This is a genomic window from Lentzea sp. HUAS TT2 (assembly GCF_051853195.1).
Classification (GTDB): domain Bacteria; phylum Actinomycetota; class Actinomycetes; order Mycobacteriales; family Pseudonocardiaceae; genus Lentzea.
Genome location: NZ_CP196667.1, coordinates 7,787,470 through 7,812,465, shown reverse-complemented (window position 1 = coordinate 7,812,465; position 24,996 = coordinate 7,787,470). Strand labels below are relative to the sequence as shown.

General features: G+C 70.5%; 26 protein-coding genes. 16 read left to right on the top strand and 10 right to left on the bottom strand.

Annotated elements, in window-relative coordinates; translation table 11 throughout:
• Window positions 1-254 precede the first annotated feature (254 nt).
• Complete coding sequence (locus ACSHWB_RS37170) at window positions 255-1,010, top strand: thymidine kinase (protein WP_439657990.1); 756 nt, start codon at window positions 255-257, stop codon at window positions 1,008-1,010.
• A 238-nt stretch (window positions 1,011-1,248) separates the two neighbouring features.
• Window positions 1,249-1,593 (top strand): RNA polymerase-binding protein RbpA, encoded by a 345-nt coding sequence (locus ACSHWB_RS37165; protein ID WP_030466135.1) that lies wholly within the window; start codon window positions 1,249-1,251, stop codon window positions 1,591-1,593.
• 82 nt (window positions 1,594-1,675) lie between these two features.
• Here ACSHWB_RS37165 and ACSHWB_RS37160 read toward each other — a convergent pair whose 3' ends face one another.
• Complete coding sequence (locus tag ACSHWB_RS37160; RefSeq protein WP_439657989.1) at window positions 1,676-2,317, bottom strand: TVP38/TMEM64 family protein; 642 nt, start codon at window positions 2,315-2,317, stop codon at window positions 1,676-1,678.
• A 30-nt stretch (window positions 2,318-2,347) separates the two neighbouring features.
• On the opposite strand from ACSHWB_RS37160, the gene ACSHWB_RS37155 reads away from it, so the two are divergent.
• The 3 genes from ACSHWB_RS37155 (at window position 2,348) to ACSHWB_RS37145 (ending at window position 4,403) form a co-directional block, all read left to right on the top strand.
• Entirely contained in the window at window positions 2,348-3,172 is an 825-nt protein-coding gene (locus tag ACSHWB_RS37155) for an aldo/keto reductase (protein ID WP_439657988.1), read from the top strand.
• A gap of 8 nt (window positions 3,173-3,180) precedes the next feature.
• Entirely contained in the window at window positions 3,181-3,768 is a 588-nt protein-coding gene (locus tag ACSHWB_RS37150) for an SMI1/KNR4 family protein (RefSeq protein ID WP_439657987.1), read from the top strand.
• A gap of 209 nt (window positions 3,769-3,977) precedes the next feature.
• Window positions 3,978-4,403, top strand: a complete 426-nt coding sequence (locus tag ACSHWB_RS37145; protein ID WP_030466138.1) for an MgtC/SapB family protein — start codon at window positions 3,978-3,980, stop codon at window positions 4,401-4,403.
• On the opposite strand, the gene ACSHWB_RS37140 is transcribed toward ACSHWB_RS37145, so the two are convergent.
• The 3 genes from ACSHWB_RS37140 to ACSHWB_RS37130 form a co-directional block, all read right to left on the bottom strand.
• The gene (locus tag ACSHWB_RS37140; RefSeq protein WP_439657986.1) at window positions 4,400-4,708 is read right to left on the bottom strand and encodes a DUF1540 domain-containing protein; all 309 of its coding nucleotides are present in this window, start codon (window positions 4,706-4,708) and stop codon (window positions 4,400-4,402) included. The genes ACSHWB_RS37145 and ACSHWB_RS37140 overlap by 4 nt on opposite strands.
• 107 nt (window positions 4,709-4,815) lie before the next feature.
• Window positions 4,816-5,583 carry an amino acid ABC transporter ATP-binding protein gene (locus ACSHWB_RS37135; RefSeq protein ID WP_439657985.1) on the bottom strand — a complete coding sequence of 256 codons (768 nt, stop codon included), beginning with the start codon at window positions 5,581-5,583 and terminating at the stop codon, window positions 4,816-4,818.
• Window positions 5,580-7,046: an ABC transporter substrate-binding protein/permease gene (locus ACSHWB_RS37130; protein WP_439657984.1), complete on the bottom strand. Its 1,467-nt coding sequence runs from the start codon at window positions 7,044-7,046 to the stop codon at window positions 5,580-5,582. The genes ACSHWB_RS37135 and ACSHWB_RS37130 overlap by 4 nt, the downstream gene beginning before the upstream one ends.
• A gap of 67 nt (window positions 7,047-7,113) precedes the next feature.
• On the opposite strand from ACSHWB_RS37130, the gene ACSHWB_RS37125 reads away from it, so the two are divergent.
• Entirely contained in the window at window positions 7,114-7,893 is a 780-nt protein-coding gene (locus ACSHWB_RS37125; protein ID WP_439657983.1) for an alpha/beta fold hydrolase, read from the top strand.
• Here the strand turns inward: ACSHWB_RS37125 and ACSHWB_RS37120 are convergent.
• Window positions 7,877-8,629, bottom strand: coding sequence for a class I SAM-dependent methyltransferase (locus ACSHWB_RS37120; RefSeq protein WP_439657982.1), 753 nt, complete (start codon window positions 8,627-8,629; stop codon window positions 7,877-7,879). The genes ACSHWB_RS37125 and ACSHWB_RS37120 overlap by 17 nt on opposite strands.
• Window positions 8,630-8,713: 84 nt before the next feature.
• On the opposite strand from ACSHWB_RS37120, the gene ACSHWB_RS37115 reads away from it, so the two are divergent.
• Window positions 8,714-9,298 carry an NADPH-dependent F420 reductase gene (locus tag ACSHWB_RS37115; RefSeq protein WP_439657981.1) on the top strand — a complete coding sequence of 195 codons (585 nt, stop codon included), beginning with the start codon at window positions 8,714-8,716 and terminating at the stop codon, window positions 9,296-9,298.
• Window positions 9,295-10,314 carry an LLM class flavin-dependent oxidoreductase gene (locus ACSHWB_RS37110; protein ID WP_439657980.1) on the top strand — a complete coding sequence of 340 codons (1,020 nt, stop codon included), beginning with the start codon at window positions 9,295-9,297 and terminating at the stop codon, window positions 10,312-10,314. Before ACSHWB_RS37115 ends, ACSHWB_RS37110 begins: the two co-directional genes overlap by 4 nt.
• 38 nt (window positions 10,315-10,352) lie before the next feature.
• Here ACSHWB_RS37110 and ACSHWB_RS37105 read toward each other — a convergent pair whose 3' ends face one another.
• From ACSHWB_RS37105 to ACSHWB_RS37090, 4 genes are read right to left on the bottom strand one after another with little or no spacing between them, the layout of a single operon-like run.
• On the bottom strand, window positions 10,353-10,889 hold the full coding sequence (locus ACSHWB_RS37105) for a hypothetical protein (RefSeq protein WP_439657979.1): 537 nt from the start codon (window positions 10,887-10,889) through the stop codon (window positions 10,353-10,355).
• Between the two features lie 17 nt (window positions 10,890-10,906).
• A complete protein-coding gene (locus ACSHWB_RS37100; protein ID WP_439657978.1) occupies window positions 10,907-12,076 on the bottom strand; it encodes an ABC transporter permease in 1,170 nt (389 codons plus the stop codon).
• On the bottom strand, window positions 12,073-12,807 hold the full coding sequence (locus ACSHWB_RS37095; protein WP_439657977.1) for an ABC transporter ATP-binding protein: 735 nt from the start codon (window positions 12,805-12,807) through the stop codon (window positions 12,073-12,075). The genes ACSHWB_RS37100 and ACSHWB_RS37095 overlap by 4 nt, the downstream gene beginning before the upstream one ends.
• Complete coding sequence (locus tag ACSHWB_RS37090) at window positions 12,804-13,838, bottom strand: peptidoglycan-binding protein (protein WP_439657976.1); 1,035 nt, start codon at window positions 13,836-13,838, stop codon at window positions 12,804-12,806. Before ACSHWB_RS37090 ends, ACSHWB_RS37095 begins: the two co-directional genes overlap by 4 nt.
• Before the next feature lie 79 nt (window positions 13,839-13,917).
• Here ACSHWB_RS37090 and ACSHWB_RS37085 point away from each other — a divergent pair, with 79 nt between their 5' ends.
• From ACSHWB_RS37085 to ACSHWB_RS37060, 6 genes are all read left to right on the top strand, one after another.
• Window positions 13,918-14,613, top strand: a complete 696-nt coding sequence (locus ACSHWB_RS37085; protein WP_439657975.1) for a response regulator transcription factor — start codon at window positions 13,918-13,920, stop codon at window positions 14,611-14,613.
• On the top strand, window positions 14,603-16,300 hold the full coding sequence (locus ACSHWB_RS37080; protein WP_439657974.1) for a sensor histidine kinase: 1,698 nt from the start codon (window positions 14,603-14,605) through the stop codon (window positions 16,298-16,300). The genes ACSHWB_RS37085 and ACSHWB_RS37080 overlap by 11 nt, the downstream gene beginning before the upstream one ends.
• Window positions 16,301-16,334: 34 nt before the next feature.
• On the top strand, window positions 16,335-17,126 hold the full coding sequence (locus tag ACSHWB_RS37075; RefSeq protein WP_439657973.1) for a glycoside hydrolase family 20 zincin-like fold domain-containing protein: 792 nt from the start codon (window positions 16,335-16,337) through the stop codon (window positions 17,124-17,126).
• A gap of 215 nt (window positions 17,127-17,341) precedes the next feature.
• A complete protein-coding gene (locus ACSHWB_RS37070; protein WP_439657972.1) occupies window positions 17,342-18,031 on the top strand; it encodes a response regulator transcription factor in 690 nt (229 codons plus the stop codon).
• A complete protein-coding gene (locus ACSHWB_RS37065; RefSeq protein ID WP_439657971.1) occupies window positions 18,028-19,272 on the top strand; it encodes a sensor histidine kinase in 1,245 nt (414 codons plus the stop codon). The genes ACSHWB_RS37070 and ACSHWB_RS37065 overlap by 4 nt, the downstream gene beginning before the upstream one ends.
• A gap of 331 nt (window positions 19,273-19,603) precedes the next feature.
• A complete protein-coding gene (locus ACSHWB_RS37060; protein ID WP_439657970.1) occupies window positions 19,604-20,383 on the top strand; it encodes a transposase family protein in 780 nt (259 codons plus the stop codon).
• 99 nt (window positions 20,384-20,482) lie between these two features.
• Here the strand turns inward: ACSHWB_RS37060 and ACSHWB_RS37055 are convergent, their stop codons facing one another.
• Window positions 20,483-21,979, bottom strand: coding sequence for an aromatic amino acid ammonia-lyase (locus ACSHWB_RS37055; protein WP_439657969.1), 1,497 nt, complete (start codon window positions 21,977-21,979; stop codon window positions 20,483-20,485).
• Window positions 21,980-22,042: 63 nt separating this feature from the next.
• Here ACSHWB_RS37055 and ACSHWB_RS37050 point away from each other — a divergent pair, with 63 nt between their 5' ends.
• A complete protein-coding gene (locus ACSHWB_RS37050) occupies window positions 22,043-23,584 on the top strand; it encodes an NAD(P)-binding domain-containing protein (protein WP_439657968.1) in 1,542 nt (513 codons plus the stop codon).
• Window positions 23,571-24,986 (top strand): class I adenylate-forming enzyme family protein, encoded by a 1,416-nt coding sequence (locus tag ACSHWB_RS37045; RefSeq protein ID WP_439657967.1) that lies wholly within the window; start codon window positions 23,571-23,573, stop codon window positions 24,984-24,986. The genes ACSHWB_RS37050 and ACSHWB_RS37045 overlap by 14 nt, the downstream gene beginning before the upstream one ends.
• Window positions 24,987-24,996 lie beyond the last annotated feature (10 nt).

The window sequence follows — 24,996 nt, the reverse complement described above, 5'->3', positions numbered from 1 at the left end:
CCCACTTCTCGCGGCCTCGCCTCGTCGAGGCCTTCCCGAACGTCCCGTTCCACCCTCGTCACCCCTCGGCACGAGGCCTCACCTCAGCCTGCACTGAAACTATCGAGTGATCCGAGTCGAGATGATGTTTGAAGGTCCCCCACAGCGGCTATGTCGTCCGAAATGGCAGGTAGCGGCCGAAACACACCATCGAGGGGAGGCGCACACCGTGGGGATTCCTCATGATCGGGATCCAGGCACTAGGGTGACCCGCCGTGGACGCCCTCCCCGATCCGACAGACGCCCTCTCCGCAGTCCCTGTCGCTGGTTCCCGGCGCTCGACGCCGGTGGTCGGGCACCTCAAGTTCTTCTTCGGTCCGATGGACTGCGGCAAGTCGACGCTCGCGCTCCAGATCGACCACAACAACTCCCGCCAGGGCCGGCGCGGCCTGCTGCTGGTGCGGCACGACCGGTCAGGCAAGCCGCAGATCTCCAGCCGCATCGGCATCACGCGCGAGGCCGCGGAGATCAGCGACGACGATCTCCGCCAGATGGTGCGCTCGGAGTGGGCGCTGGGCCGGCGGGTGGACTACCTGATCGTGGACGAGGCGCAGTTCCTCTCCCCCGGCCAGGTCGACCAGCTGGCGGAGCTCGCGGACGACGTCCAGGTCGACGTGTACTGCTTCGGGCTCGCCACGGACTTCCGCGGCGACATGTTCCCCGGCTCGCGGCGGCTGTTCGAGCTCGCCGACGAACTGCACGCGATCCAGGTCGAGGTGCTGTGCTGGTGCGGGGTGCCCGGACGCTTCAACGCGCGGGTGCGGGCCGGACGGGTGATCCGCGCCGGCGACACGGTTCTGGTCGCAGATACCGCGACGGACACGGAACAGCACCAATCGGGTACAGAGAGCAACGGTGTAACCGACGCCACGGAAACTACTGTCCGTTATCAGGTGTTGTGCAGGCGTCACTTTCGATTGGGCGACCTGGGCCCTGACGTCGCACAAAGTGGTCAGCTTCGGTTGGCCTAGGCGACTACCCACAGCCCCCACTGGGCCATTAGAGTGATGCATGAGCGCAGGAGCTTGATAACGCGTCACGATCCTGTGGCGATCGCATCCATTAGTAGGAAGCCTTCGTTGACGAGTGAACGACGTCACTGTGGGCGACCATGAGAGCGAACCGGAAACAAACGGAGCAATCCGGGCGTTGCACACGGTGAGCAAGAAGCCTGGGCCCCGGCCCTGAGCCGAGCGAAAGGACACCGCCATGGCCGACCGCGTTTTGCGTGGAAGCCGGCTCGGAGCAGTCAGCTACGAGACCGACCGCAACCACGATCTCGCTCCGCGCCGGGCAGCGCGGTACGCCTGCCCGAAGGGACACGACTTCGAGGTCCCGTTCTCCGACGACGCCGAGCTGCCGCCGACCTGGGAATGCCGTCTCCACGGCACAGAGTCGAAGATCATCGACGGCGTCGAGCCGGAGGTGAAGAAGGTCAAGCCGCCGCGCACGCACTGGGACATGCTCCTGGAGCGCCGGTCGATCCCCGAGCTCGAAGAGCTGCTCGATGAGCGCCTCGAAGAGCTTCGCGGACGCCGCACCCGCACGGCCTGATCTTCGGTCAGCAGGTTCGCAGACGCTTCAAGCCGTCCCGGTCTCCCGCCGGGGCGGCTTTTTGCGCACCTCGTGCGGGCCCCTAGGAGGCCCGTGCGGCCGCTGTGATCAAGTTCCGGCCCCACCACAGGCCCACGGCCGCCAGTACGGCCCAGATCGCCAACGCGGCGATCGAGCGCGGTGAGCCGAGATCGCTCAGCGCGTCTCCCAGCACGGCGGCGAGCACGGTCGAGGGCACCAGCCCGAGAGCGGTGCCGAGAGCGAAGTGCCTCCCCTTGACCGACGTGACGCCCGCGCCGTAGTTCGCCAGCGTGAACGGCAGGACCGGCAACAGCCTGAGCACGAGCGTGGCCTCGATCCCGCGCCGGGCGAAGACCCGTTCGAGCACCGCGAGCCGCTCCCCGAGCCAGCCCTTGACCGTGTCGCGGCCGAGTCCGCGGGCGATCGTGAACGCGATCATCGCGCCCGCCGTGAAGCCCGCGATCGCGAGCGCGCTCCCCCAGCCGACGCCGAACAGCAGCCCCGCCGCCGTGGCGAGCACCGGTTTCGGGAAGAACACCGCCGTGCCGAGCGCGCACACCGCCACGAACGCGAACGGCGCCGCGTTCCCCGCACCGTCCACGAGCGCACGCAGTTGTGTGCCGTCGGGCAGGTCCACGAGCTGGGCCGCGACCGCCAGGGCGACGACGAGCAGCACCAACAGGATCGGGCCCGCACGTCGCATCAGACCAACGTACCGGGCAGGCTGGGGAGCATGACCGTACTGCTCCCCTCCGGCGAGACCGTCCCCGCCCTCGGCATGGGCACCTGGAAGATGGCCGAGGACCGCGACCGGCGTGCCGACGAGATCGACGCCCTGCGCACCGGCCTCGACCTGGGCCTGACCCTGGTCGACACGGCCGAGATGTACGGCTCCGGCGCGTCCGAGACGCTCGTGGGCGAGGCCGTCGCGGGCCGGCGCGACGAGGTGTTCCTCGTGTCGAAGGTGCTGCCGTCCAACGCCTCCGCGGCCGGGACCGTGCGCGCGTGCGAGGCCTCCCTGCGCCGGCTCGGCACCGACCGGCTCGACCTTTACCTGCTGCACTGGCGCGGCGGCATCCCGCTCGCCGAGACCGTGGAAGGGTTCGCGGCGCTGCAGGCCGCGGGCAAGATCCGGCACTGGGGCGTCAGCAACCTCGACCTGGACGACATGCTCGAGCTGACGGCGTTGCCGGGCTCCTGCCAGACCAACCAGATCCTCTACAACCTCAGCCGCCGCGGCCCCGAGCACGACCTGCTGCCGTGGCACGCCTCCACCGGCATCCCGGTGATGGCCTACTCCCCCGTCGAACAGGGCAGGCTGCTCGGCTCCCCCGCGCTGGCCACGGTCGCGGCCCGGCACGACGCCACGCCGGCCCAGGTGGCGCTGGCGTGGGTGCTGCGCCTGCCGTACGTGAACGCGATCCCGAAGGCGGGCACGGCCGAACATGTCCGGGAGAACGCAGGGGCGTTGGAGCTCGAGCTCACCACCGAGGATCTGTCCGAACTCGACAGGGCCTTCCCTCCCCCTGCTGGGCCCTCGCCGCTGGCCATGCTTTAGTTCCGCGCGTGAGCTGGACCGACATCGAGCGCTGGACCGCCGACCGCGCCCCGACCCTGTACGCGGCGCTGCTCCCGCCTTCGACCGCCGCGGACGTCGCGGACGCCGAGGAGGAGATCGGCTACGCGCTGCCCGCCGACCTCACCGCGTGGTGGCGCCAGTTCGGCGGCATCGGCGAGACGTACAGCCAGTGGCCGCTCATCCCCGAGCTCTGGCAGCCCCACGGCCTCGACCGGTCGCTGCACGTCCGCACGCTGATGACAGAGGCGATCAGCGGCATCGCCTTCTCCACCCTGGGCGAGGAGAAGGACTACGAGAAGGCCGCGCTGAGGGAACCGGCCGGCACTCCGTGCGTGGACATCTGGCTGCCCGCCTGGCTTCCCGTGGCGGCCGACGGCTCCGGGCACGAGCTGTTCGCCGACCTGCGCGGCGGGCCGCGGCACGGATGCGTGATGGAGTGGGACAAGTACAGCGGCGCGGACAGCGAACCGTTGTGGCCCAACGTGACCGCGATGCTCGACGACACCCTGCGCGCGCTGCGCGGCGAGAGCGCGCGGCGGCTGGTGTTCGAGCACAACACCTTCCACTGGGACTGAGACGCGCGTCCCACTCTCACCCGGGGCTCACGCCCGGTTCAGTACAGTGACTCCTCGGTCTTACCAACCAGACACAGGAAGCGAGGTGAGCGACACATGCCAGGCGACAGTAGCCCGCGCAGGTCTTTCACCTCGCGGAACCCTTTTTAGGGCACGCTCGCAGTTCTGGCGTGTGACGCACACCCCTGCAACACAAGGGGAGTCACACGATGCACGTCTTCGACATGACCCTGCGCATCGCCGAGAGCATGGGCCTCGGCGCGCTGATCGGTTTCGAACGGCAGTACCGCTCGCGCATGGCGGGCCTGCGCACCAACGCCCTGGTGGCCGTCGGTGCCGCACTGTTCGTCCTGCTGTCCGCGCAAGGCTTCGACGGCCAGGGCGACCCCACGCGCGTCGCCGCACAGGTGGTCTCCGGCATCGGTTTCCTCGGCGCGGGCGTGATCCTGCGCGACGGACTCTCGGTGCGGGGCCTGAACACCGCGGCCACGCTGTGGTGCGCGGCCGCGGTGGGCTCGCTGGCGGGCGCCGGCCTGCACGTCGTCGCGGCGGCCGGCACGGTGGCGATCATCGCCGTCAACGTCGGCCTGCGGGAGCTCGGCCGGGCCGTCGACCGCAAGGACGAGGAGGTCTAACGCGGTTGGTACGTGAGGCAGTTCGCGTGGTGGTCGCCTTCACCCTGACCGACTCGCACGCTCTGCGCCGTGCACTCCAGCGAGGCGTTGTGCGTGCAGTCGGTGCGGGAACAGGCACCCACCCGCGCGACCACCTTGTCCAGACCGCCCTTCGTGCCCAGCGGGATGAACGTGCCGCAGTCGGCCGCACCGTTGTCGCCGCGCACGGTGATCGCGAACGCGTGGCAGCCGTCGTGGTTGTAGGAGCAGTCGCTCACGGTGCAGTCGTGGACTGCGGGCATCGCCGGGTTCTCGAGTGTGGTCATGTCCGCTCCTGCCGTGGTGGGAAAGGTTCGGTGAACCGGACGATGCCACCGCGGCAGGAGCCCCGCAATTCGAGTGGAATTAGGCGAGCCTATCCTCAAGAATCATTTCAGTCGTGTTCCAGGACCCGCTTGAGGAATCGCCGCGTGCGTTCTTCCTGCGGGTCCGCGATCACCCGAGCGGGCGGCCCGTGCTCCACGATCACGCCGCCGTCCAGGAACAACACCTGGTCAGCGACCTTCTCGGCGAACCGGATCTCGTGCGTGACGATGACCGTCGTCCATCCCTGCGAGGCCAGGTCCTTGATCACGGCCAGCACCTCCCCCACCAGTTCCGGGTCGAGTGCCGAGGTGGGTTCGTCGAACAACACCACGCGCGGTTTCAACGCCAGCGCGCGGGCAATCCCGACGCGTTGTTGCTGACCGCCGGAAAGCTGGTACGGATACGAATCAGCTTTGTCCGCCAGTCCCACCTGATCGAGCAGAACGCGGGCTTCGGCGGTGACTTCCTCCAGCGGGCGCTTCTGGGCGACGACCGGGCCCTCGGTCAGGTTCTGCAGGACCGTGCGGTGCGGGAAGAGGTTGTGCGACTGGAACACCATGCCGCTCTGCGCCCGCAGCCGCGCGCTCTCGGCCCGGCCCGCCTTGCCCGGAGGCAGGGCGGAGAAGTCGACCGACACGTCGTCGATGCGGACCACGCCGCTGTCGGGGGTGTCGAGGGCGTTGAGCGAGCGCAGCAGGGTGGTCTTGCCGGAGCCGGACGGTCCCAGCAGGACGGTGGAGGTGCCGCGCGGGGTGCTGAAGTCGATGCCGCGCAACACGTTCAGCTCGCCGAACGACTTGTGCAGCCCGGTGACGTCGATGCGGATGTCGCTCATGCGATCACGTACCTGTTCAGCCTGGTCTCCAGTCGTTTCTGCCCGGCGGACAGCGCCACGCAGATCACCCAGTAGTAGAGCCCCGCGAACGCGTAGAGGGCGAGGAACTCGTTGCTCTCGGCCGCGGCCAGCTGGGACTCGCGGAAGAGCTCGGTCAGCAGCACGACCGAGCCCAGCGAGGTGTCCTTCAGCAACGACAGCAGCGTGTTGGACAGCGGGGGCACGGCGGTTCTGGCGGCCTGGGGCAGCACGATGCGGCGCAACGTCTGCGCGTAGCCGAGGCCGATGGTGGACGCCGCCTCGAACTGGCCGCGCGGCACGGACAGGATCGCCGAACGGATCACCTCGGCCGCGTAGCCCGCGACGTTCAGCGAGAAGGCGACCACGGCGGCGGTGAACGGCGGGAACTTCAGGCCTATCTGCGGCAGTCCGTAGAAGACGATGAACAGCTGCAGCAGCAACGGGGTGCCGCGGATGATGGAGATGAACGCGCGCGCCAGGCCGGAGAGCACCTTGTAGGGCGAGATCCGCGCCAACGCCACCAGCAGCGCCAGGACCAGGCCGATGGCGAACGACAGCGCGGTCAGCGGGATGGTGACCTTGACCAGGCCCACGAACATCGGCCACGCCGTGGCACCGAGGATCTCCCAGGTGCTGCGCGGGCCCCGGCCCTCGGACAGGTCGGCCGCGCCGCCGTCCGCGACGGACACGTCGGCCTTGAAGTACTTCTGCGAGATGCCGCGCAACGTGCCGTCGGCCTTGAGCGCGTCGATCGCGGTGTTCGTCTGGGACAGCAGTGCCGAGTCGGCCTTGCGCAGCGCCAGCACCTGTTCGCTGCCGGACTCGCCCGCGTCGCCCGCGATCTCGACTTCCTTCGAGCCGGTGGTGGCGAGGTAGTCGAGGACGGCGATGTTGTCGTTGACGATCGCGTCCACGCGGCCCTGTTGCAGCAGCGCGGCGGCCTGGGCGAAGCCTTCGACGGCCTCGACGTTGGCGCCGGCGTCGCGGGCGACCTTGGCCCAGTTGCTGGTGCTGGACTGGGCGGTGGTCTTGCCGCGCAGGTCCGCCAGCGACTTGATCCGGTCGTCTCCGGTGCGGCGCACGACCACACCGCGGGAGAAGGTGTAGGTGGTGGACAGGCCGTACTTCGCGGCGCGTTCGGGGTTGCGCGACACCTGGTTGGCGATCAGGTCGATGCGGCCGGAGTCGAGGGCGGGGAAGATCGCGTCCCACTGGGTCTCGACGAACTCGAGCTTCCAGCCGGCCTTCGCGGCGATCGCCTTGACGACCTCGATGTCGTAGCCGGTCAGTTCCTGGCTCTGGGGGTCGTGGAAGGAGAACGGCGGGTAGGTGCCCTCGGTGCCGACCTTCACCACCGGTGGTTGTTGTTGCGCCGTCGCCGGTGCGGGGACGACGATCAACAGCAGCAGGAGCAGCACCGCGCCCCTGAACACTTGTCGCATCCGGGCAGGGTAGAGCGGATCGGGCAGGCGGTGCTGAAGATCCACTATGCGGGACGAGGTGTACGGCATGACTACGGTGACCACCGCCGACGGGCAACAGGTGTCCTACGTGGACCACGGCGGTGACGGCCCGGCGGTCGTGCTGCTGCACAGCTTCCTGATGGACGCGTCGATGTGGGCGCCGCAGGTCGCGGCCCTGGGCGAGCGCTACCGGCTGGTCGCGATCGACGAACGCGGCCACGGTGCCACGCCCGCCGGCGCGCCGTTCGACCACTGGGACGTCGCCCGCGACACCCTGGCCGTGCTCGACGAGCTGGAGATCGGCGGCGCGGCCGTCGCCGGCACGAGTCAGGGCGGGTTCGTGGCGCTGCGGATGGCGTTGCTGGCGCCGGAACGGGTCACGGCGCTGATGCTGCTCGGGACCTCCGGCGAGACGGAGGACGAGCAGATCTCCGCCGCCTACCAGCAGCTCGCCGAGGTGTGGATCGCGCAGGGCCCGGAGACGGTGATCGAGGCCGTCGCGAAGATCTGCCTGGGCGACTACGACCCGTCCGAGTGGACGCCGAAGTGGGGCGAGATCCCGCCGGAGCGACTGCGGCTGATCATGAACGCCCTGGTGGGCCGTGAGGGCGTGCTGGACCGGGTCGCGGCGATCGAGGTGCCCGCGCTCGTGCTGCACGGCACCGCCGACCTCGCCTACCCGGTCGCGAAGGCCGAGGCCCTGGTCGCGGCACTGCCCAAGGCCGAGCCTCTCGTCCTCGTCGAGGGCGGCGCGCACTTCCTGAGCCTCACGCACGCGGCGGACGTGAACCCGCACCTGGAGCGGTTCCTCAGCGCGAACCTCTGACGGCCCAGGCCCGCGCGGTCAGCTCGATCGGGCCTTGCGCGGGCAGACGGGAGCGGAGCAGGTCGCGCACGGCGTCGAGCTGCTCCGGCGGCAGCTTCGCCGCGTAGGCCGGCGCCGCGCCCGTGCCGCCGAGGAACGGTTCCCAGAAGTCGGCGAAGTCGCGGAACACCGTGGGCACGACGATGCCCGTCACCTCGACGTCGCGCAGTCCGGCGCCGGTCCACAACGCGCGCAACGGGTCGGCGCCGCTCACGTCGCCGAAGCGCAGCCCTTCGTCGTGGGCTGCGGCCGCCGGGTCGACGTCGCGGGCGGCGTCCCAGAACAGCCGCATCATCTGCATGCCGGTCGTGTAGTCCCACACGTAGGAACCCACGTACGGAGCGGCACGGGCGAACTCCGCGACCGCCTGGGCCGCGTCGGGCACGAACGTGAGCACGAGCCCGCTGACCACGACGTCGGCCGTGCGTCCACCCAGGTCGGTGGCGTCGCCGACCTCGAACGCGGCGTCGGGAACGCGCTGCCGGGCGCGGTCCAGGAAGCCCTCGGACGGGTCGACGCCGGTGATCACGGCAGGCCCGGCGTGCGCCAGGACGGTCTCGGTCAGCGCGCCCGTGCCGCAGCCGACGTCGAGCCACGTCCACCCAGGCGGCGCGGCCAGCCAGCGCAGGAACTCCACCGCGACGGGCCGGCTCCACCGGCCGACATAACGCTCATACGCGTCACTCGCAGCCCACACCCGCTGAAGGTACCCCCACCGGAATAAACGGGGGCTAGTCCGGTTAAGCTAGATGACAAGTCAACTAGCGAGGTCGGGTGTGCTGTGAAGATCGCTGTTCTCGGTGCGGGCCACGTCGGTCCCGTCCTCGCGCGCCTCGCCCTGGCGGCGGGCTACGAGGTGACCATCGCGGGGTCCGGTGATCCCTCGCGGATCGAGATGATCACGGAGTTCCTCGCGCCCGGCGCGGTGGCGCTGTCCGCCGCCGACGCCGTCGCGGACGCCGAGATCGTCGTGCTCGCGATCCCGTGGCACCGGTTCCCCTCTCTCGACCCCCACCTGCTCGACGGCAAGGTCGTCATCGACTCGATGAACCACTGGCCGCCCGCCGAGGCGCCGCTGGGCACGAGCGAGGAGGTCGCGCGGCGGCTGGCGGGCGCCCAGGTCGTCAAGACCCTCAACCACGTCGCCTACCAGGACATGGAACCCGCTGGCGGCCGCGCCGTCGGCCTGGCCGGTGACGCGCCGGCCGCGCTGAAGACCGTCGCGGAGTTCCTGGAACGCATCGGGTTCGACCCGGTGCCGGTGGGGTCCCTGGCCGCGGGACGGCTGCTGGAACCCGGCAGCCCGGTGTTCGGCGTCGCGGCCCGCAGGCAGGAATTCGAGAAGATCATCGAGGAGCAGTCATGACCACGTTCGGGCTCGACACGTTCGGCGACGTCACCAACGACGCGTCCGGCACCCCGCTCACGCACGCCCAGACCATCCGCGACCTCGTCGACCAGGGCGTGCTCGCCGACCAGGTCGGCCTCGACTTCTTCGGCATCGGCGAGCACCACACCCCGGACATGCCGCTGTCGGCGGCCGACGTGGTGCTGGCCGCGATCGCCGCCCGCACGTCGTCGATCCACCTCGGCTCGGCGGTGACGGTGCTCAGCTCGGACGACCCGGTGCGGGTGTTCCAGCGCTTCTCGACGCTCAACGCCCTGTCGGACGGCCGCGCGGAGGTCATCCTGGGCCGCGGGTCCAGTGTGGACTCGTTCCCGCTGTTCGGGTACGACCTCGCGGACTACGAGGACCTGTTCGAGGAGAAGACGCACCTGTTCGCCGAGCTGCTCAAGGGCGGCAAGATCACCTGGCAGGGCAAGACCCGCGCGGCGCTGCACGAGCAGGACGTCGTGCCGTACACCGAGCCGTTCCCGACGTGGATCGGCGTCGGCGGCAGCCCGCAGTCGGTGGTGCGCGCGGCGTCGTACGGGTTCTCGCTGATGCTCGCGATCATCGGCGGCCATCCCGGGCGGTTCGCGCCGTTCTCGGAGCTGTACAAGCACGCGCTGGAGAAGTTCGGCCGCGACCCGTTGCCGATCGGGATCCACTCCCCCGGTCACGTGGCGCCGACCGACGAGCAGGCGCGGGAGGAGTTCTGGCCGCACTACCTCGACGTGATCGGCCGGCTCGGCAAGACGCGGGGGTTCTCCACGCCGACGCCGGAGTCGTACGCGCACGAGGTGGGGCCGCACGGCGCGTTGTTCGTGGGCTCGCCGGAGACGGTCGCGGAGAAGATGGCCCGCACCATGAAGAAGCTCGACGCGAGCCGGTTCGACCTGAAGTACGGCATCGGCGGGCTCTCGCACGAGTCGCTGATGCGGACCATCGAGCTGTACGGGACGAAGGTCGTGCCGCTGGTGCGCGACATGCTGGCGTGAGGTGGGCGGGGGCCTGTCACGGGCCCCCGCCCGTCGCGTCACTTCTTGGAGCTGGCGATCTCGCAGTCCTTGACGTGCTCCAGGCCGAGCGAGATCGACGCGGCGTCGTTGTTGGGGCCGCCGAAGGCGTAGGAGACGGTGTCCGAGCCCGGTTCGTTGTGGACCTCGACGTAGCGGACCCCCTTGCCGCGCAGGCACTGCACGACGCGGTTGGCGAAGTCGACGGCCTCCGGGTTGGTGACGTCCTTCTCCCACGGCGGCAGGGGCGTCTTCGCCTCGCAGACCTGCAACGCCTTGTCGAGCTCCTCCTTCGTCGGCTGCGGCCCGACGCTCCCCTCGGCCGCGCGGCCCTTCTTGTCCATGCCGAAGCTCGCCATGCACTGGTTGTAGGGGACGTAGAGGGCCTCGACGTCCTCCGGGGTCATGTCGAGGCGTTCGCGGGGCCGTTGCTCCTGGGCCGCGGCGGACGTCGGGGACGCGCTGCTGGGCGCCGAGATGGAGGCGACCTGGGGCTGGGTCTCGGGCTTCGCGCACGCGGCCAGCAGCAGCAGGAGGGCCAGGGTGGCCTTCTTCATCGGGGAACTTCCTTTCGTCACGCGGCGAGCGCCTGCGTCGGGGTGAGCCGGGCGGCGCGGAGGGAGGGGTAGAGGCCGGCGGCGGCGCCCACGACGAACGCGGCGAGCACACCGGCGGCCAGGACTTCGAGGGGGATGACGAGCGGCCAGCGGTGCAGGGTCGCGTACCCCGCGACCCCCAGCGCCCCCAAGGCCGTGCCCGCCAGACCTCCCAGACCGGACAGCAGGACGGCCTCGGTGAGGAACTGCGCGCGGATGTGGCCGCGGGTGGCCCCGAGCGCGCGGCGCAGGCCGATCTCGCTGCGGCGTTCGAGCACGGAGATCACCATCGTGTTCGCCACCCCGACCCCGCCGACCAGCAACGCGACCCCCGCGAGGCCCAGGAACAGCGCGCTGTAGGAGTTCTGCGTGGCGCGTTTGGCCGCGAGCGCGTCGGACGGGCGGCTCACCTGCACCAGGCCGGGGATCTCGCCGTGGAGCGTGGCGGGCAGGACCGCGCGAACGTCCTCGATGGACTCCTCGCGGGCCTTCACGTAGACGACCGTGGGGTGGCCGTCGAACCCTAGCTGCGTGCGGGCGGTGTCCCAGCCGACCAGCACCGAGCGTTCGATGTCGGGGGCGAGCGGCATCGGGCCGAGCACGCCCGTGACCGTGAACCACTGCTCCCCCACGAACACCGCCGGGCGTTCGCCGACGTCGGGGATGCCGAGCCGCTGGGCCGCGACGTGGCCGAGGACGACGTTCGGGAAGTCCGGCCGTGGCAGGAACTCTCCGCTCTGCACGTGGCCGTTCACCGTGTCGAGCAGGCCCGCGGTGGCGGCCAGGACCGTGATGTCGGAGCTGTGGCCTGGGTCGAGCAGGTCGTTGCGGCGGACGCGGACGTGGGTGTTGGCGACCGCCGCGGCGGCGGTGACCGGGCCGATGCGCTGGACCATCGCCACGGAGGACTCTGGCAGGAGCACGGGATCGTCCTGGCGCGGGGAGGGCTGGGCGCGCAGGAGGTTGGTGCCCAGCGTGGTGAGTTCGTCGAGCAGGGCCTGCTGACTGGAGGCAGGGATGCCGGTGACGACCACGACGGTGGCGATGCCCAGGGCGATACCGAGTGCGGAGAGGGCGGCTCGGAGGCGGCGGGTGCGCATGCCGAGGGAGCCGACGGCCAGGAGGTCGACCGGGGAGAGGCGGGTCATGGCTTGGTCCTGGGGAACTGGACGGTCGTGGCTGTCCGGGGATCGGTGGCGAGTCGGCTGTCTCCCGTGTCCGCGACGACCCTCCCGTCCCGCAATTCCACCCGGCGTGGCAACGACGCGGCGATGTCCCGGTCGTGCGTGATCAGCGCGATGGTCGTCCCCTGCCCGTTGAGCTCCCGCAACAACTCCAGCACCGCGAGCCCGTTGGCGGTGTCCAACGCGCCAGTGGGTTCGTCAGCCAGCACGAGGGCCGGGTTGTTCACCACGGCGCGGGCGATGGCAACGCGCTGCCGTTCGCCACCGGAGAGCTGCTGCGGCTTGTGGTCGGTGCGGTGGCCGAGTCCGACGCGGTTCAGCGCCTCCACGGCGAGCGGGCGGCGGTCCTTGCGGCGCACGCCGGCGTAGAGCAGGCCGGTGGCCACGTTCTCGGTCGCGGTCAGGCCGTCGGAGAGGTGGAACTGCTGGAACACGAACCCGAGACTGCTGCCGCGCAGTGCGGACAGGCGTCGGTCCGGCAGGCGGGAGACGTCCTGGCCGTCGAGCTCGACGGTGCCCGACGTCGGCAGGTCCAGGGTGCCGACGAGGTGGAGCAGGGTGGACTTGCCGGAGCCGGACGGGCCCACGATCGCGAGCAGCTCCCCTGCGGCGACCTGCAGGGACACGTCGTCCAGGGCCGTCACGCCGCCGGGGTAGCGCTTGGTCACCGAGCGCAGGGCGAGCACCGGGGTCACTGGGCCGTCACCACTTCCAGGCCGTCGGTCACGCCGTCGCCGGAGATCTCGACCTTGTCCTGCGAGTACAGGCCGGTCTTCACGGCCTTCAGGGCACCGGACGGCAATTGCACGGCGTAGCCGCCCTCCTTCAGCGCGATCAGGGCGGCCAGCGGCACGGTCAGCACGCCGGTCCGGCTCTCGGTCGTGACCATCAGGCGGACGGGGGCGGTGTCCAGGTCGCCGACGTCCGCGGGGTTGTCCGGGGTGATGACGACGTCGGCCTTCGGGCTGCCGCCGTTGTCGGCGGTGGCGGCCACCTGCGTCACGGAGGTGACCTTGGCGGGGACCGGGCGGTTGTCCGGGCGCATGATCGTGACCGGCAGGTCCGCCTTCAGCACGCCCGCCTCGGACACGGGCACCTGCAGCGACACCAGGCGGGTGGTGGGCGTGAGCTCGAACAGCTCCTCCGCGGCCGGCTCGCCGAGCTGGGCCTTCACGGTGCCGACGCGCATCGGGCGGTCCAGGACGAGCACGCGGCCGGGCGCCAGGGTGCCGGTCTGCTCGACGCCGAGGGCCTTCTGCCACTTCTTCACCGCGTCGATGACGCGATGGGTGAGCTCGGCCTTCGTGGCGTCGCGGGGACGGGTGCCGACCGAGTAGCCCAGGGCGGCGAGGTTGTCCATCACGACGGCGACGTCGGAGCCCTTGAGGCCGGGGGTGTCGAGGGCGCGGAACAGGGGTGTGGCGCCGATGAACACGACGACGGGCTGGTCGTCGACGCGGTAGAGCTCCTTGCCCGGCTCGGTGTTCTGGCCGGTGGCGGGCAGCTTCGTGACGGTGCCCGCGGCGCCCTTGACCGGGCGGGCGGCGCCGAAGCCGAGCTGGGCCTGCAGCGTGCGGGTGTTCGCGAGGTCTCCCCGTTGCACCGTCGTGGTCTTGACCGCCGGTGCGGGGGCCGCGGCGGGCTCGGGTGGCCTGCCGCGCACCACCAGCACCACGGCGAGGACGACCACGACGAGCACCGTGGCCGCGATGACTGTCTTGCGCATGGTGTGGATCTTCGGAGGCACTTGTGAGGATCCTGTGTCGAACCGGTGATCGCCGCGAGGGCGTCCATATGATCGGCCGGTGGGCGCTCTCATCCTGGTCGCGGAGGACGACGAGAACCAGGCCGAGCTGGTGCGCCGGTACCTGGAGCAGGACCACCACCGGGTGATCGTCGTCCACGACGGACGCGACGCGCTCGACGTGGTCCGCCGGCACGGTCCCGCGCTCGTGGTGCTCGACCTGATGCTGCCGGGGCTGGGCGGGCTGGACGTGTGCCGGGCGTTGCGGGCGGACTCGGACGTGCTGGTGCTGATGCTGACGGCGCGGTCCACTGAGGACGACCTGCTGCACGGGCTCGGGATCGGCGCGGACGACTACATGACCAAGCCGTTCAGCCCGCGCGAGCTGGTGGCGCGTGTGCGGACGTTGCTGCGGCGGCTGCCCGTGGAGAAACCGCGGCCGGTGCTGCAGGTCGGGCCGATCGTGGTCGACCAGCTGCGGCACGAGGTGCGGGTGCACGGCGGGCTGGTCGAGTGCACGCCCGGCGAGTTCGGGCTGCTGGAGGTGCTGGCGTCCGAAGTGGACAGGGTGTTCAGCCGCGAGCAGCTGCTGGAGCGGATGCACGGCATCGACAGCTTCCTGACCACCCGCACGATCGACACGCACGTCAAGAACCTGCGCCGCAAGATCGAGACCGACCCGCGTTCGCCCGCGCACCTCGTCACCGTCTACGGCATCGGCTACAAGCTCACGGCAGGACGCGCTGATGCGCCGTAGCGTCTTCACGCGGTTGCTCGTCGTGGTGGTGCTGATCGCGGTGTGCTCGATCGCCGCGACGGCGTGGCTGGCGACGCAGCTGACCACGGCGTCGATCGCCCGCGAGCAGGGCCGTGAGCTTGCCTCGGACCACCAGATCTACACGACGTTGCTCGCCTACGCCGCCCAGCACCGCGACTGGTCCGAAGTGGACGGTTACGTCGAGTCGCTGATGGCCGAGCACCCCGGCCGGCGCGTCGTGCTGGTCACCAAGGACGGTCGCACGGTCCTCGACAGGGGCGGGGACGGCGGCCAACTGCCGGCGAAGGCCGCGGCGGTGGTGGACCCGCTGGCGGTCGACCCGGTGCTGGTGCCGGGCGCGCCGGCGGACCGGATCGACAAGCGCGTGCTGGGGCCGTTCCGCACGCCGATCGACTTCCGCGACCGCGAGGACCCGACCGGGTCGCTGTACTGCCTGCGGCTGGTCGAGAAGGAGCAGGCGCGCCTGGACTGCCGGGAGCGGGACCTGCCGTTCGACACCCAGGCCGACTTCTTCGCGTTGCTCGACCTGGAGGACCTGGTCAACGCCTGTCTGGCGCGCCGCTCGTTGCCCGCGGTGGAGCTCGACCCCGACTTCACGCCCGCGCAGAAGCAGTCCACGGGCACACCGCCACCGGACGAGCCCGCCGTCGCCGCGTGCGTCGCCGCGTCGCGCAAGGAACAGCTCACGCCGTACGTGGCGGCGCCGGTCCTGCTGTACCTGACGAACCCCACTGGCCTGCCGACCGCCGCGATCTCGTTGTCGGGCAACGGCTGGCGGGTGATGGGCGCCGCGGCGGCGGTGCTGCTGGCGGCGATCGGGGTGGCGGCGTTCGCCGGGGCGCGGATCACCCGGCCGCTGCGGGCGTTGACGGCGGCGGCGACGCACCTGTCCGGTGGCAGCGAGATCCCGCCGGTGCCGGTGCGCGGGCAGGACGAGATCGCGGGGCTGACCAGGGCGTTCAACACGATGGTCGCGACCAGGGCGCAGCTGGAGCAGGCGCGCAAGGCGATGGTCGGCGACGTCGCGCACGAGCTGCGCACGCCGTTGAGCAACATCCGGGGCTGGCTGGAGGCGGCCGAGGACGGGGTGAGCGACCTCGACCCGGCGCTGATCACGTTGCTGCTCAAGGAGGCGCTCGTTCTTCAGCACGTGGTGGACGATCTCCAGGACCTCGCCGTGGCCGAGGCGGGCTCGTTGCGCCTGACGCTCGAACGGGTGAACGTCGCGTCGGCCTTGGAACAGGTCCAAGCGGCGCACGAGGCACGGGCGACGCAGGCCGGTGTCGCGCTGACGGTGGCCGCGGACCCGTCGCTGTTCGTGCGGGCAGATGCGCTGCGGTTGCGGCAGATCCTCGACAACCTCGTGGCGAACGCGCTGCGGTACGTGCCCTCCGGTGGGTCGGTGAGGGTCGAAGGCATGTCCGGGGACGACGAGGTCGTGATCACGGTGACCGACACCGGATCGGGTATCGCCGCGGAGGACCTGCCGCACGTGTTCGACCGGTTCTGGCGCGCGGACAAGTCGCGCAGCCGCAGCACGGGCGGCAGCGGACTGGGTCTCGCGATCGTCCGCAAGCTCGCCGAGGCGCACGGCGGAACCGTCGATGTGACCAGCACGACAGGCACCGGAACCACGTTCCGCGTCCGTTTGCCGGAACTCACCTGATACACCCAGCGTTAGTTCGCTGGAGAGGAAACCGGTGATTGTTCCCATGCCCTCGAGCGCGCCCCGTCGCACGGGCTCGTTCGTACTGACCGAAGACGTGACCGTCCGGGTGACCGGGCAGGCGCGGACGGCGGCCGCGATGCTGCGCGAGCACATCTTCCGGGAGACCGGTTACCTGCTGGCGGAGTCGCCGGACGGCATGCTGATGGTGTCGCACGACCCGGCCATGCGAGGCCTCGGCCCCGAGGGCTACGCGCTGCTGGTCAGCAACGACGCGGTGATGCTGCGCGCCGGCACTCAGGCGGGGCTGCGGCACGGCGTGCAGTCGTTCCGGCAGCTGATGACGCGTGACGCGACGGTGCGCGCGGCCGACGTGCGCGACTCCCCCGTGTTCGCGTGGCGTGGAGTGTCGAGCGCGCTGCTGCCGCCCGCCGAGATGCGCAAGGCGATCGACCGGATGGCCGCCTACAAGCTCAACGTGCTGCACGTGCTGCCCGACGGTGATCCCGACGCGTTGCGCGATCTCGTCGAGTACGGCCGTGATCACGGGATCATCGTGGTGCCCGAGCTGAGCCCGGCGACGGTCGAGCTGCTGGAGCTGTTCCCGAGCCGCTGGGTGCACATCGGGACCACGAAGATGACGGCGAAGTACGCGGGTCTGCTGGAACGGCACGGCAAACTGCCGGTGCGGTGGCACGACGGCAGCAGGGACGTCCTGGGCCCGCACGGCGAGCTCGCCGAGGGCGACGACGGGCTGCGGGCCGTCGCGACCGCGGGCTGGGTCGGCGGTCTGCGCACCACCGCCGCGGTGGCACCGGCCTGGTAGTCGTTCACAGTCGTGGTGTGATCGCAGGTCACGGGTGGCCCGTGGTTCACATGTTTATCTTTGACCGGCGGGAGCCCGAGGTGCGCTCGAGCCGCGTGGCGCCGGAAACTCCGCTGTACCAGGCGTTGTGGTCACGTCCGTGAACATGTCCATTGGCTGTTGCCCCACCGAGATCATCTGGTTCCGTGCTGTGAGCGCGTGCGATCGTGGTCGCTGTGCGGGCCTCTTCGAAGTTCCGGTCGGTCCAGCGCTTCCGGCTGCTGCTCGTGGACGACGACCGGGAGCTGGTGGAGCTGCTTGCCGCGGTGCTGCGCGGTGAGGGATATGACGTCGATGTCGCCTACGACGGGCAACGCGGACTGCACCTGGCGCTGACCCGCACCTACGACGTGGTGGTGATCGACCGCGTGCTGCCGGTGGTCGACGGGCTGGACCTGTTGTCCCGGTTGCGTTCCCGGTCCGTGCGGACGCAGGCGTTGATGCTCACCGCGATGAGCTCCGTCGACGAACGGATCCACGGCCTCGACGCCGGCGCCGACGACTACCTCACCAAGCCGTTCGACCTCGGCGAGCTGACCGCGCGGCTGCGAGCCCTCTGCCGGCGTGCCGCGGAACTGGCCGCGGTGCTGCGCATCGGCGCCGGCCGCCTGGAGCTCGAACAACACCAGGTAGTGCTGCCCGACGGCGAGAAGGTGCCGCTGACGACCAGAGAGTTCGCACTGCTGCGAGTCCTCGCCACGCACCCCGACACGGTGCACACTCGGGCGGCGTTGCGGCGCACGGTGTTCTGCGACGCACCCTCCCAGTCCATTGTGGACACCTACGTGCACTACCTGCGTTCGAAGGTGGGACGTTCGGTCGTGCAGACCGTTCAGGGGATCGGCTACCGGTTGGGGGCGCTGTGAGGTCGTGGGCCGAGGCGGAACGCACGGAGGTCCGGCGGGCGCGGCTGCGGGTCAGCGTGCTGGTGGGCCTGGCGATCACGCTGATGATCACGTTCGTCGGCGCGATCGCGTACGTCGTCATGGCGCACGCGCAGGCCACCGAGATATCGCGCGAACTCCGCTACAACGTCACGTACGGCGTCCCGGGCGTGGCGCCCCGCTGCGCGTGGGTGTTCGTGCTGGAGGACGGCGTGCTGCACGAGGGCCCGCTGGAGGTGCCGCCCGGTTTCCCCCTGCGCACCGACATCGACGCGGTGCACTCGTCGGGCCGGTCGATCGAGCGCGACGTGACCGCGAACGGCACCGAGTACATGACCCTCACGGCTCCCGGCGCCGACGGCACGACGGTGCAGGCGGTCTTCGACCTGCGCTACCAGCTGGCTGACCGCGCGCATCTGCTGCAGGCACTGGCGATCTCCCTGGTGGCGGGCCTGCTCGTCGCGGCGTTGATCGGATTGGGCATCAGCCGCCGCACCGTGGGGCCGCTGGCGGAGGCGCTGGCCCGGCAACGTCGCTTCGTCACCGACGCGAGCCACGAGCTGCGCACCCCGATCGCCCGTGCCTACCTGCGCGCCCAACTGCTCGCCGCCGCCTCGGACCTGCCCGATGCCCAGCGCACCGACCTGAACGCGTTGGCCAAGTCGATCCGCGGGCTGGCCGACGTGGTGGACGACCTGCTGGCGTCCGCGCAGCTTCAGCAGCGGCCGGACCGCGGCCAGGTGGACCTGGCGGACGTCGCGGAGGCCGCGGTGGTCGGTGAGACCGAACGCGCTGCCGAGCGGCGGATCACGTTGTCGCTGGACCACCCCGGACATCCCGTGGTGGTCGACGGTGTCGAGACCGGGTTGCGGCGGGCGGTGGACGAGCTGCTGGCCAACGCCGTCCGGCACACGCCTGAGGGTGGGCGGATCGAGGTGCGCGTGCGGGCCGTGGACGGGCAGGCGGAGCTGGTGGTGGCCGACAGCGGGGAGGGGTTCGAGCCTCGGGAGGCGGAGCGGGTGTTCGAGCGGTTCCACCGCGGGGCCGGGGAGGGGCGGTTCGGGTTGGGGCTCGCGTTGGTGCGGGAGATCGTGACCGGGCACGGGGGGACGGTGCAGGCGGTGGGACGGCCTGGGGTGGGGGCTCGGTTCACCCTGCGGATCCCGGTGGCTCGGGTGGAGGCGGGGGTGGCTCGGGAGCGGATCGCCAGCGCCTCCCTGTGATGGAGCGGCACTACCGCCCAAGCCCGCCCGACCGGTGTTCCCTTGTTGGTGCCGAGGCGTCTGCAAGTACCACCAACTCTTGATCGAATCGCCGTCAACCACATCCAACCTGTTCGCCGTCTGACGAACAGGCGCCGTGTTCTCGGGCCCCGCAGGCCTGTTGGTAGTAGGAAAGTGCCTGTTGATGTTGAGTTGGTGGTGAGCCTTTTCCATCCTGATCTTGCTGGTCACAAGATCGGATCGGTGTAGCTCGACGGCCTTGAACATGGCGAAGCCCCTGGTAGCACTGGCATCACGACCAAGATCAACCGATGCCGACCAGGAGCTTCGTGTGTTGTTCTATCCGTCCGTGATCACGTTGTCCAATCGCACCCTGGACTACGTCGCACGCCTGATCCGCCGCCACCGCACCAGCATCGGGTCCCGCTGGCGCCGCCTGCCCAGCAACCGCCAGGCCCTGCTGGTGCTGGCGCATTTACGCAACGGCGACACCTACCAGCGCCTGGCCACCGGGTTCGGCATCGGCCTGGCCACCGCCTACCGCTACATCCGCGAGACCACCGACCTGCTCGCGGCACGAGCACCCAGCCTCACACACGCGGTCGCCCGGCTGGCCGGATCGTTCTCCAACTACGCGCTACTGGACGGCACCGTCATCCGCATCGACCGCGCCGGCGACCGTGAGCGCCTGAAAGCCTGCTACAGCGTCAAAACCCGCCACCACGGCATCACCGTGCAGATCCTGACCGACCCCTACGGCCGGCTCGCCTGGGTCTCCGACGGACTCCCCGGCTCGGTCTACGACCTGACCGCCGCCCGCACCCACGGCATCCTCGACACCTGCCGTGACGCCGGGCTCCACCTCGTCGCCGACCGCGGCTACATCGGCGCCGGCGAGGGCGTTCATCTGCCCTACCGCCGCTACAAAAACGAGTTCACCCCAGGCAGACGCGCCGCCAACCGCGCACACTCCGCCATCCGCTGCCTCGTCGAACGCGGCATCGCCACCCTCAAGAACTGGCGCGTCCTCACCCGAGTCCGCGCCAGCCCCCACCGAGTCACCCACTACGCCCGCGCCATCCTCACCCTCGAACAACGCACCCGATCATGAAGATGGAAAAGGCTCGGTACTTGCAGACGCCAGCAGGACCAGGCGTGGCGCGCGGGCAGCGGTGATCACCGCTGCCCGGCGGTCACCACTCCCCTGCGGTCACCACTGGCCGGCGATCACCACCTCCGCCGCCACCCGCACGTCCACGTCCAACGGCCGATCCGGATCCACCGGCTCGATGGCCTCCGCCAACGCGTCCACCAACGCCGCACACCGAGCCGCGGTAGGCCGGCGCCCGCCCACGTGCACCGCCTGCCGCAACCCCAGCGCCAACGACCCGCACAACAGCCGCAGCAACTCCGCGAGGTCGTAGGCGCGCAACGCAGACTGGGTGCCGAACGGCACCACGTCCTGGTTGTGCAGGTTGGTCGGCAGGCTCTGCGTGCTGGCGGGCAGCACACCGCGCCGGATCTCGGCGACGAACGCGGTGGTGGCGAGCTGGACGCCCTGCAGTCCGTGTTGCTGACCGGGGCCGGCGGCGAGCATCGGGGGCAGGCCGGTGTTGCGGGCCGGGTCCACGAGGAGGTCGAGCTGGCGTTCGGCGAGGTTGCCCAGGGACGCGGTGACCATGGCCAGGACGTCGGCGGCGAACGCGGCCGGTTGGCCGAAGAAGTTGCCGCCGTGGGCGACCAGGTCGTCCTCGGGGAAGAACAGCGGGTTGTCGCTGACGCCGCCCAGATCTGCGGCGACGATGCTGTCCACGTAGCGCAGGGCGTCTTCGGCAGCGCCGAGGAGTTGGGGTGAGCAGCGGATGCTGTAGGGCTCCTGCAGGGCGCGCAGGCCGGTCGGGGTGGTGCCGTCGAGCATGGAGCGCATCCACGAGGCCACGGTGACCGCGCCGGTGTGGCCGAAGGCGGAGATCAGGCGGGGGTCGGTGAAGCCGGGGTCGGCGCCGACGACGTCCACCAGCAGGCAGGTCAGGTCGGCCAGGGCTCGGTGTGAGGCCCGGACCGACGACAACGCGAGAGCCAGGGCGGCGGTGGTCACGGAGGTGCCGTTGACCAGGGCCAGGGCGTCGCGGCCGTCCAGGGCCAGGGGTGAGAGTCCGGCCGAGGCGAGGGCTTCCGAAGCGGGCCGGCGGACGCCGTCGAGGTAGGCGTGGCCGCGGCCACGCAGGGCCTGGGCCGCGTAGGCGAGCGGGATGAGATCGCCGCTGGCGCCTACGGAGCCGTAGCGCGGGATCGCCGGGACGAACGTCGTCGCGAACATCGCGGAGAGGCCCTCGACGACGTGGGCGGACACACCGGACAGGCCCTGGGCCAGTGACCAGGTGCGGACCAGCAGGGCGGCGCGGGCGACGTCGAGGGGGAGGTCGGGGCCTTGGCCCGCGCCCAGGTGTGCGAGGGTGTTGTCGCATTGGTCGGCTTCGGAGGATCTGCCCGCGAAGCCCACCAGGGCGCCGAAGCCGGTCTTGGCGCCGTACACCGGGCGTTCGTCGTCGGCCAGCACCGTGCGCAGGTAGGCGCGGCCCCGCTCCACGCGGTCCAGGACGCCGGTGCCGACCAGCAAGTCCAGTGGTGCGGCGGAGCGCTGCAGGTGCGCGGGAGTCAGGGGCGAACCCAGGTCCACGGACGTGTCTGAGGCGGTCGTGGTCACCGCACGGACGGTAGGCAGCTGATCTCAGAAAGTTCTGAGATCGCGTGGGTAGCTTCCCCGTCCATGGCTCACGACTACCTGATCATCGGCGCGGGACCGGCCGGTTTGCAGCTCGCCGCACTGCTCGAGCGGGACGGTCGCGACTACGCGGTCCTCGAACGCGGCAGCGGGGCCGGCACGTTCTTCACGCGCTACCCGCGGCATCGCAAGCTCATCTCCATCAACAAGGTCCACACCGGGTTCACCGACCCGGAGCAGCGGATGCGGATGGACTGGAACTCGCTGCTGCTCGACGACCCCGAGCTGTTGTTCACCCGCTACAGCCCGCGGTACTTCCCCGACGCCGATGACATCGTCCGCTACCTCCAGGACGTGGCAGCAGGGCTCAAGGTCCACTACGACATCGATGTCACGCGGATCTCCCGCGACGACAACGGGTTCGTCGTCCAGGACGACAGCGGACAGACGTGGCAGGCGAAGAACCTCGTGATGGCCACCGGGGTCTCCCAGCTCTACGTGCCGCCGATCCCCGGCATCGAGCACGCCGAACGCTACGACACCTTCGACACGGACCCGGAGTCGTTCACCGGCCAGCGGGTGCTCGTGATCGGCAAGGGCAACTCGGGCTTCGAGACGGCGGACGCGCTGGTCGAGCACGCGGCCGTCATCCACGTCGCCGGGCCGCACTCGGTGAAGCTCGCCTGGCAGACGCACTACGTCGGGCACCTGCGGGCGGTGAACAACAACTTCCTCGACACCTACCAGCTCAAGAGCGAGAACGCGGTCATCGACGGCTCGATCGAACGCATCGAACCCAGGGCCGAGGGCGGGTTCCGCATCCAGTTCCGCTACGCCCGCACGGTCGAGAAGCTGCGCGAGCTGGAGTACGACCGGATCATCGCGTGCACCGGCTTCCGGTTCGACTCGTCGATCTTCGCGGAGGACTGCCGCCCCGCGCTGATCATCAAGGACCGCTTCCCGCAGCTCACCTCGGCGTTCGAGTCGACGAGCGTCCCCGGCCTGTACTTCGCGGGCACGATCACGCAGTCGCGGGACTTCAAGAAGTCGACCAGCGGCTTCATCCACGGCTTCCGCTACGGCGCCCGCGCGCTGCACCGCGTCCTGAGTTCCCGCGACGGCGTCCCGTGGCCGGGCACGAACCTGGAGCTCTCGCCGGAGGCCGTCAGCGACGCGGTCATCGCCAGGGTGAACACGTCGTCCTGTCTGTGGCAGCAGTTCGCGGTCATGGGCGATGTCGTGACCATCGACAAGAACACCGCGCGGTACACCGAGGAGGTGCCGGTCGCCTACGTGGCCGATGGTGGCCTGGGTCCGGCCGAGCACCGGTTCGTCGCGACGCTGGAGTACGGGCCCGACCACGACACCGTGGACCCGTTCGACATCACCATCCCGCGCGTCGCCGAGAACGACGCCCTCAACGCCGCCGACGCCAGCTACCTGCACCCGGTGGTCCGCTACTACCGGCACGGCGTGCTCGCCGCGACGCACCACCTGGCCGAGAACCTCGAGAACCACTGGGACATGCCGGAGGTGCACCAGCAGCCGCTGGTGGTGTTCGTGAAGGAATGCCTTGCCGGCGCGTGACGAGCCGTTCCCGCGCGCCGTGCTCGACGTGCTCGGCGCCGCCGCGGACCGGCCCGTGTTCGAGCACGGCAGCCGTGTGGTGACCGGGAACGAGATGCTCGACCTGATCGCCCGCATCGCCACCGGGTTGCGCGCCAACGGGATCAAGCCCGGCGACGGGCTCGCGCTGCTGCAGGGCGTGCACCCGGAGGCCTTCGCGACGATCCTCGCCGGGCACGTCGTGGGTGCACGGGTGGTGGGCGTGCGGCCAGGGCTGACAGAGGCTCAGGTGCGGCACCTGCTCGGCCTGGACATCGCGGCGGTGGTGACGGACGCGGATGACGCGGCGGAGGCCCCTGTCCGGCTCACCGTCCCCGAACTGCTCATCCACTCCCCCGAACCGCTGCACTGCGACGGCCGGCTCGAAGACATCGCCCGGCTGATCCACACCAGCGGCAGCACCGGCGCTCCCAAGGCGTGCGCGCAGACCTACGCGTCGATGACCAACGCCTGGACCGCGCGGCCCGGCGCCTGGCCTCCCGCGGTCCGGGAGCTGGCCACGAGACTCGACCGCTACCTCGTGTTCGGATCGCTGTCGAGCCAGGTGATGTTCGAGTACGCGATCCTCACCCTGACCGCCGGCGGCACGATCGTCGTCGCCGGCGACCCGGCGGACGCGATCACCCGCCTGAAGGCCACCGCGCGCGTGATCACCGTGCCGGGCCTGGTGAAACTCGTCGCCACGCAGAAGACCGAGCCCGCCGACCTGTCGACGTTGAAGGCGTTGCTGGTCTCCGGCTCTCCCCTGACGCCCGAACGCCACCGCGAGGCCCTGGACACCCTGGGGCCGGTGCTCTTCCACGGCTACGGCCAGACCGAGACCGGCATGATCTCGATGGCCACGCCGGCCGATCCCCCTGGCACGGTGGGAAAACCTCCGGTCGACGTGGAGCTGCGCGACGGCGAGCTCTTCGTCCGCACGCCGGGACAGGCCTGCGGCTACTGGGGAAACCCCGATGAGTCCGCCGAGGTCTTCACCGGCGGCTGGGTGCGCACCCGCGACCTCGGCCGGTTCGACGCCTTCGGGTACCTGCGCCTGACCGGCCGGGTCCGCGACGTCGTGATCGTCAACGCCACCCTGCACTACATCGGCCCGATCGAGCAGCTGATCGCCGAGCACCCGGACGTCGCCGAGGCCTACGTCGTCGCGGTCCCGGACGACCGGACCGGTGAGGCCGTGCACGCCTTCGTGGTGGCCAAGGCCGACCGCGTGCCCGAACTCGACGAGCTGCGCGAGCTGGTGACCGCACGGCTGGGCGCGGCCTGCGCGCCCGCCAGGGTCACCGCCATCGCCGAGATCCCCGTCGCCCCGAGCGGCAAACCCGACAAGCGCCAGTTAGCCAAATTGATCGACTCCGCGTGAAGGAGAACGT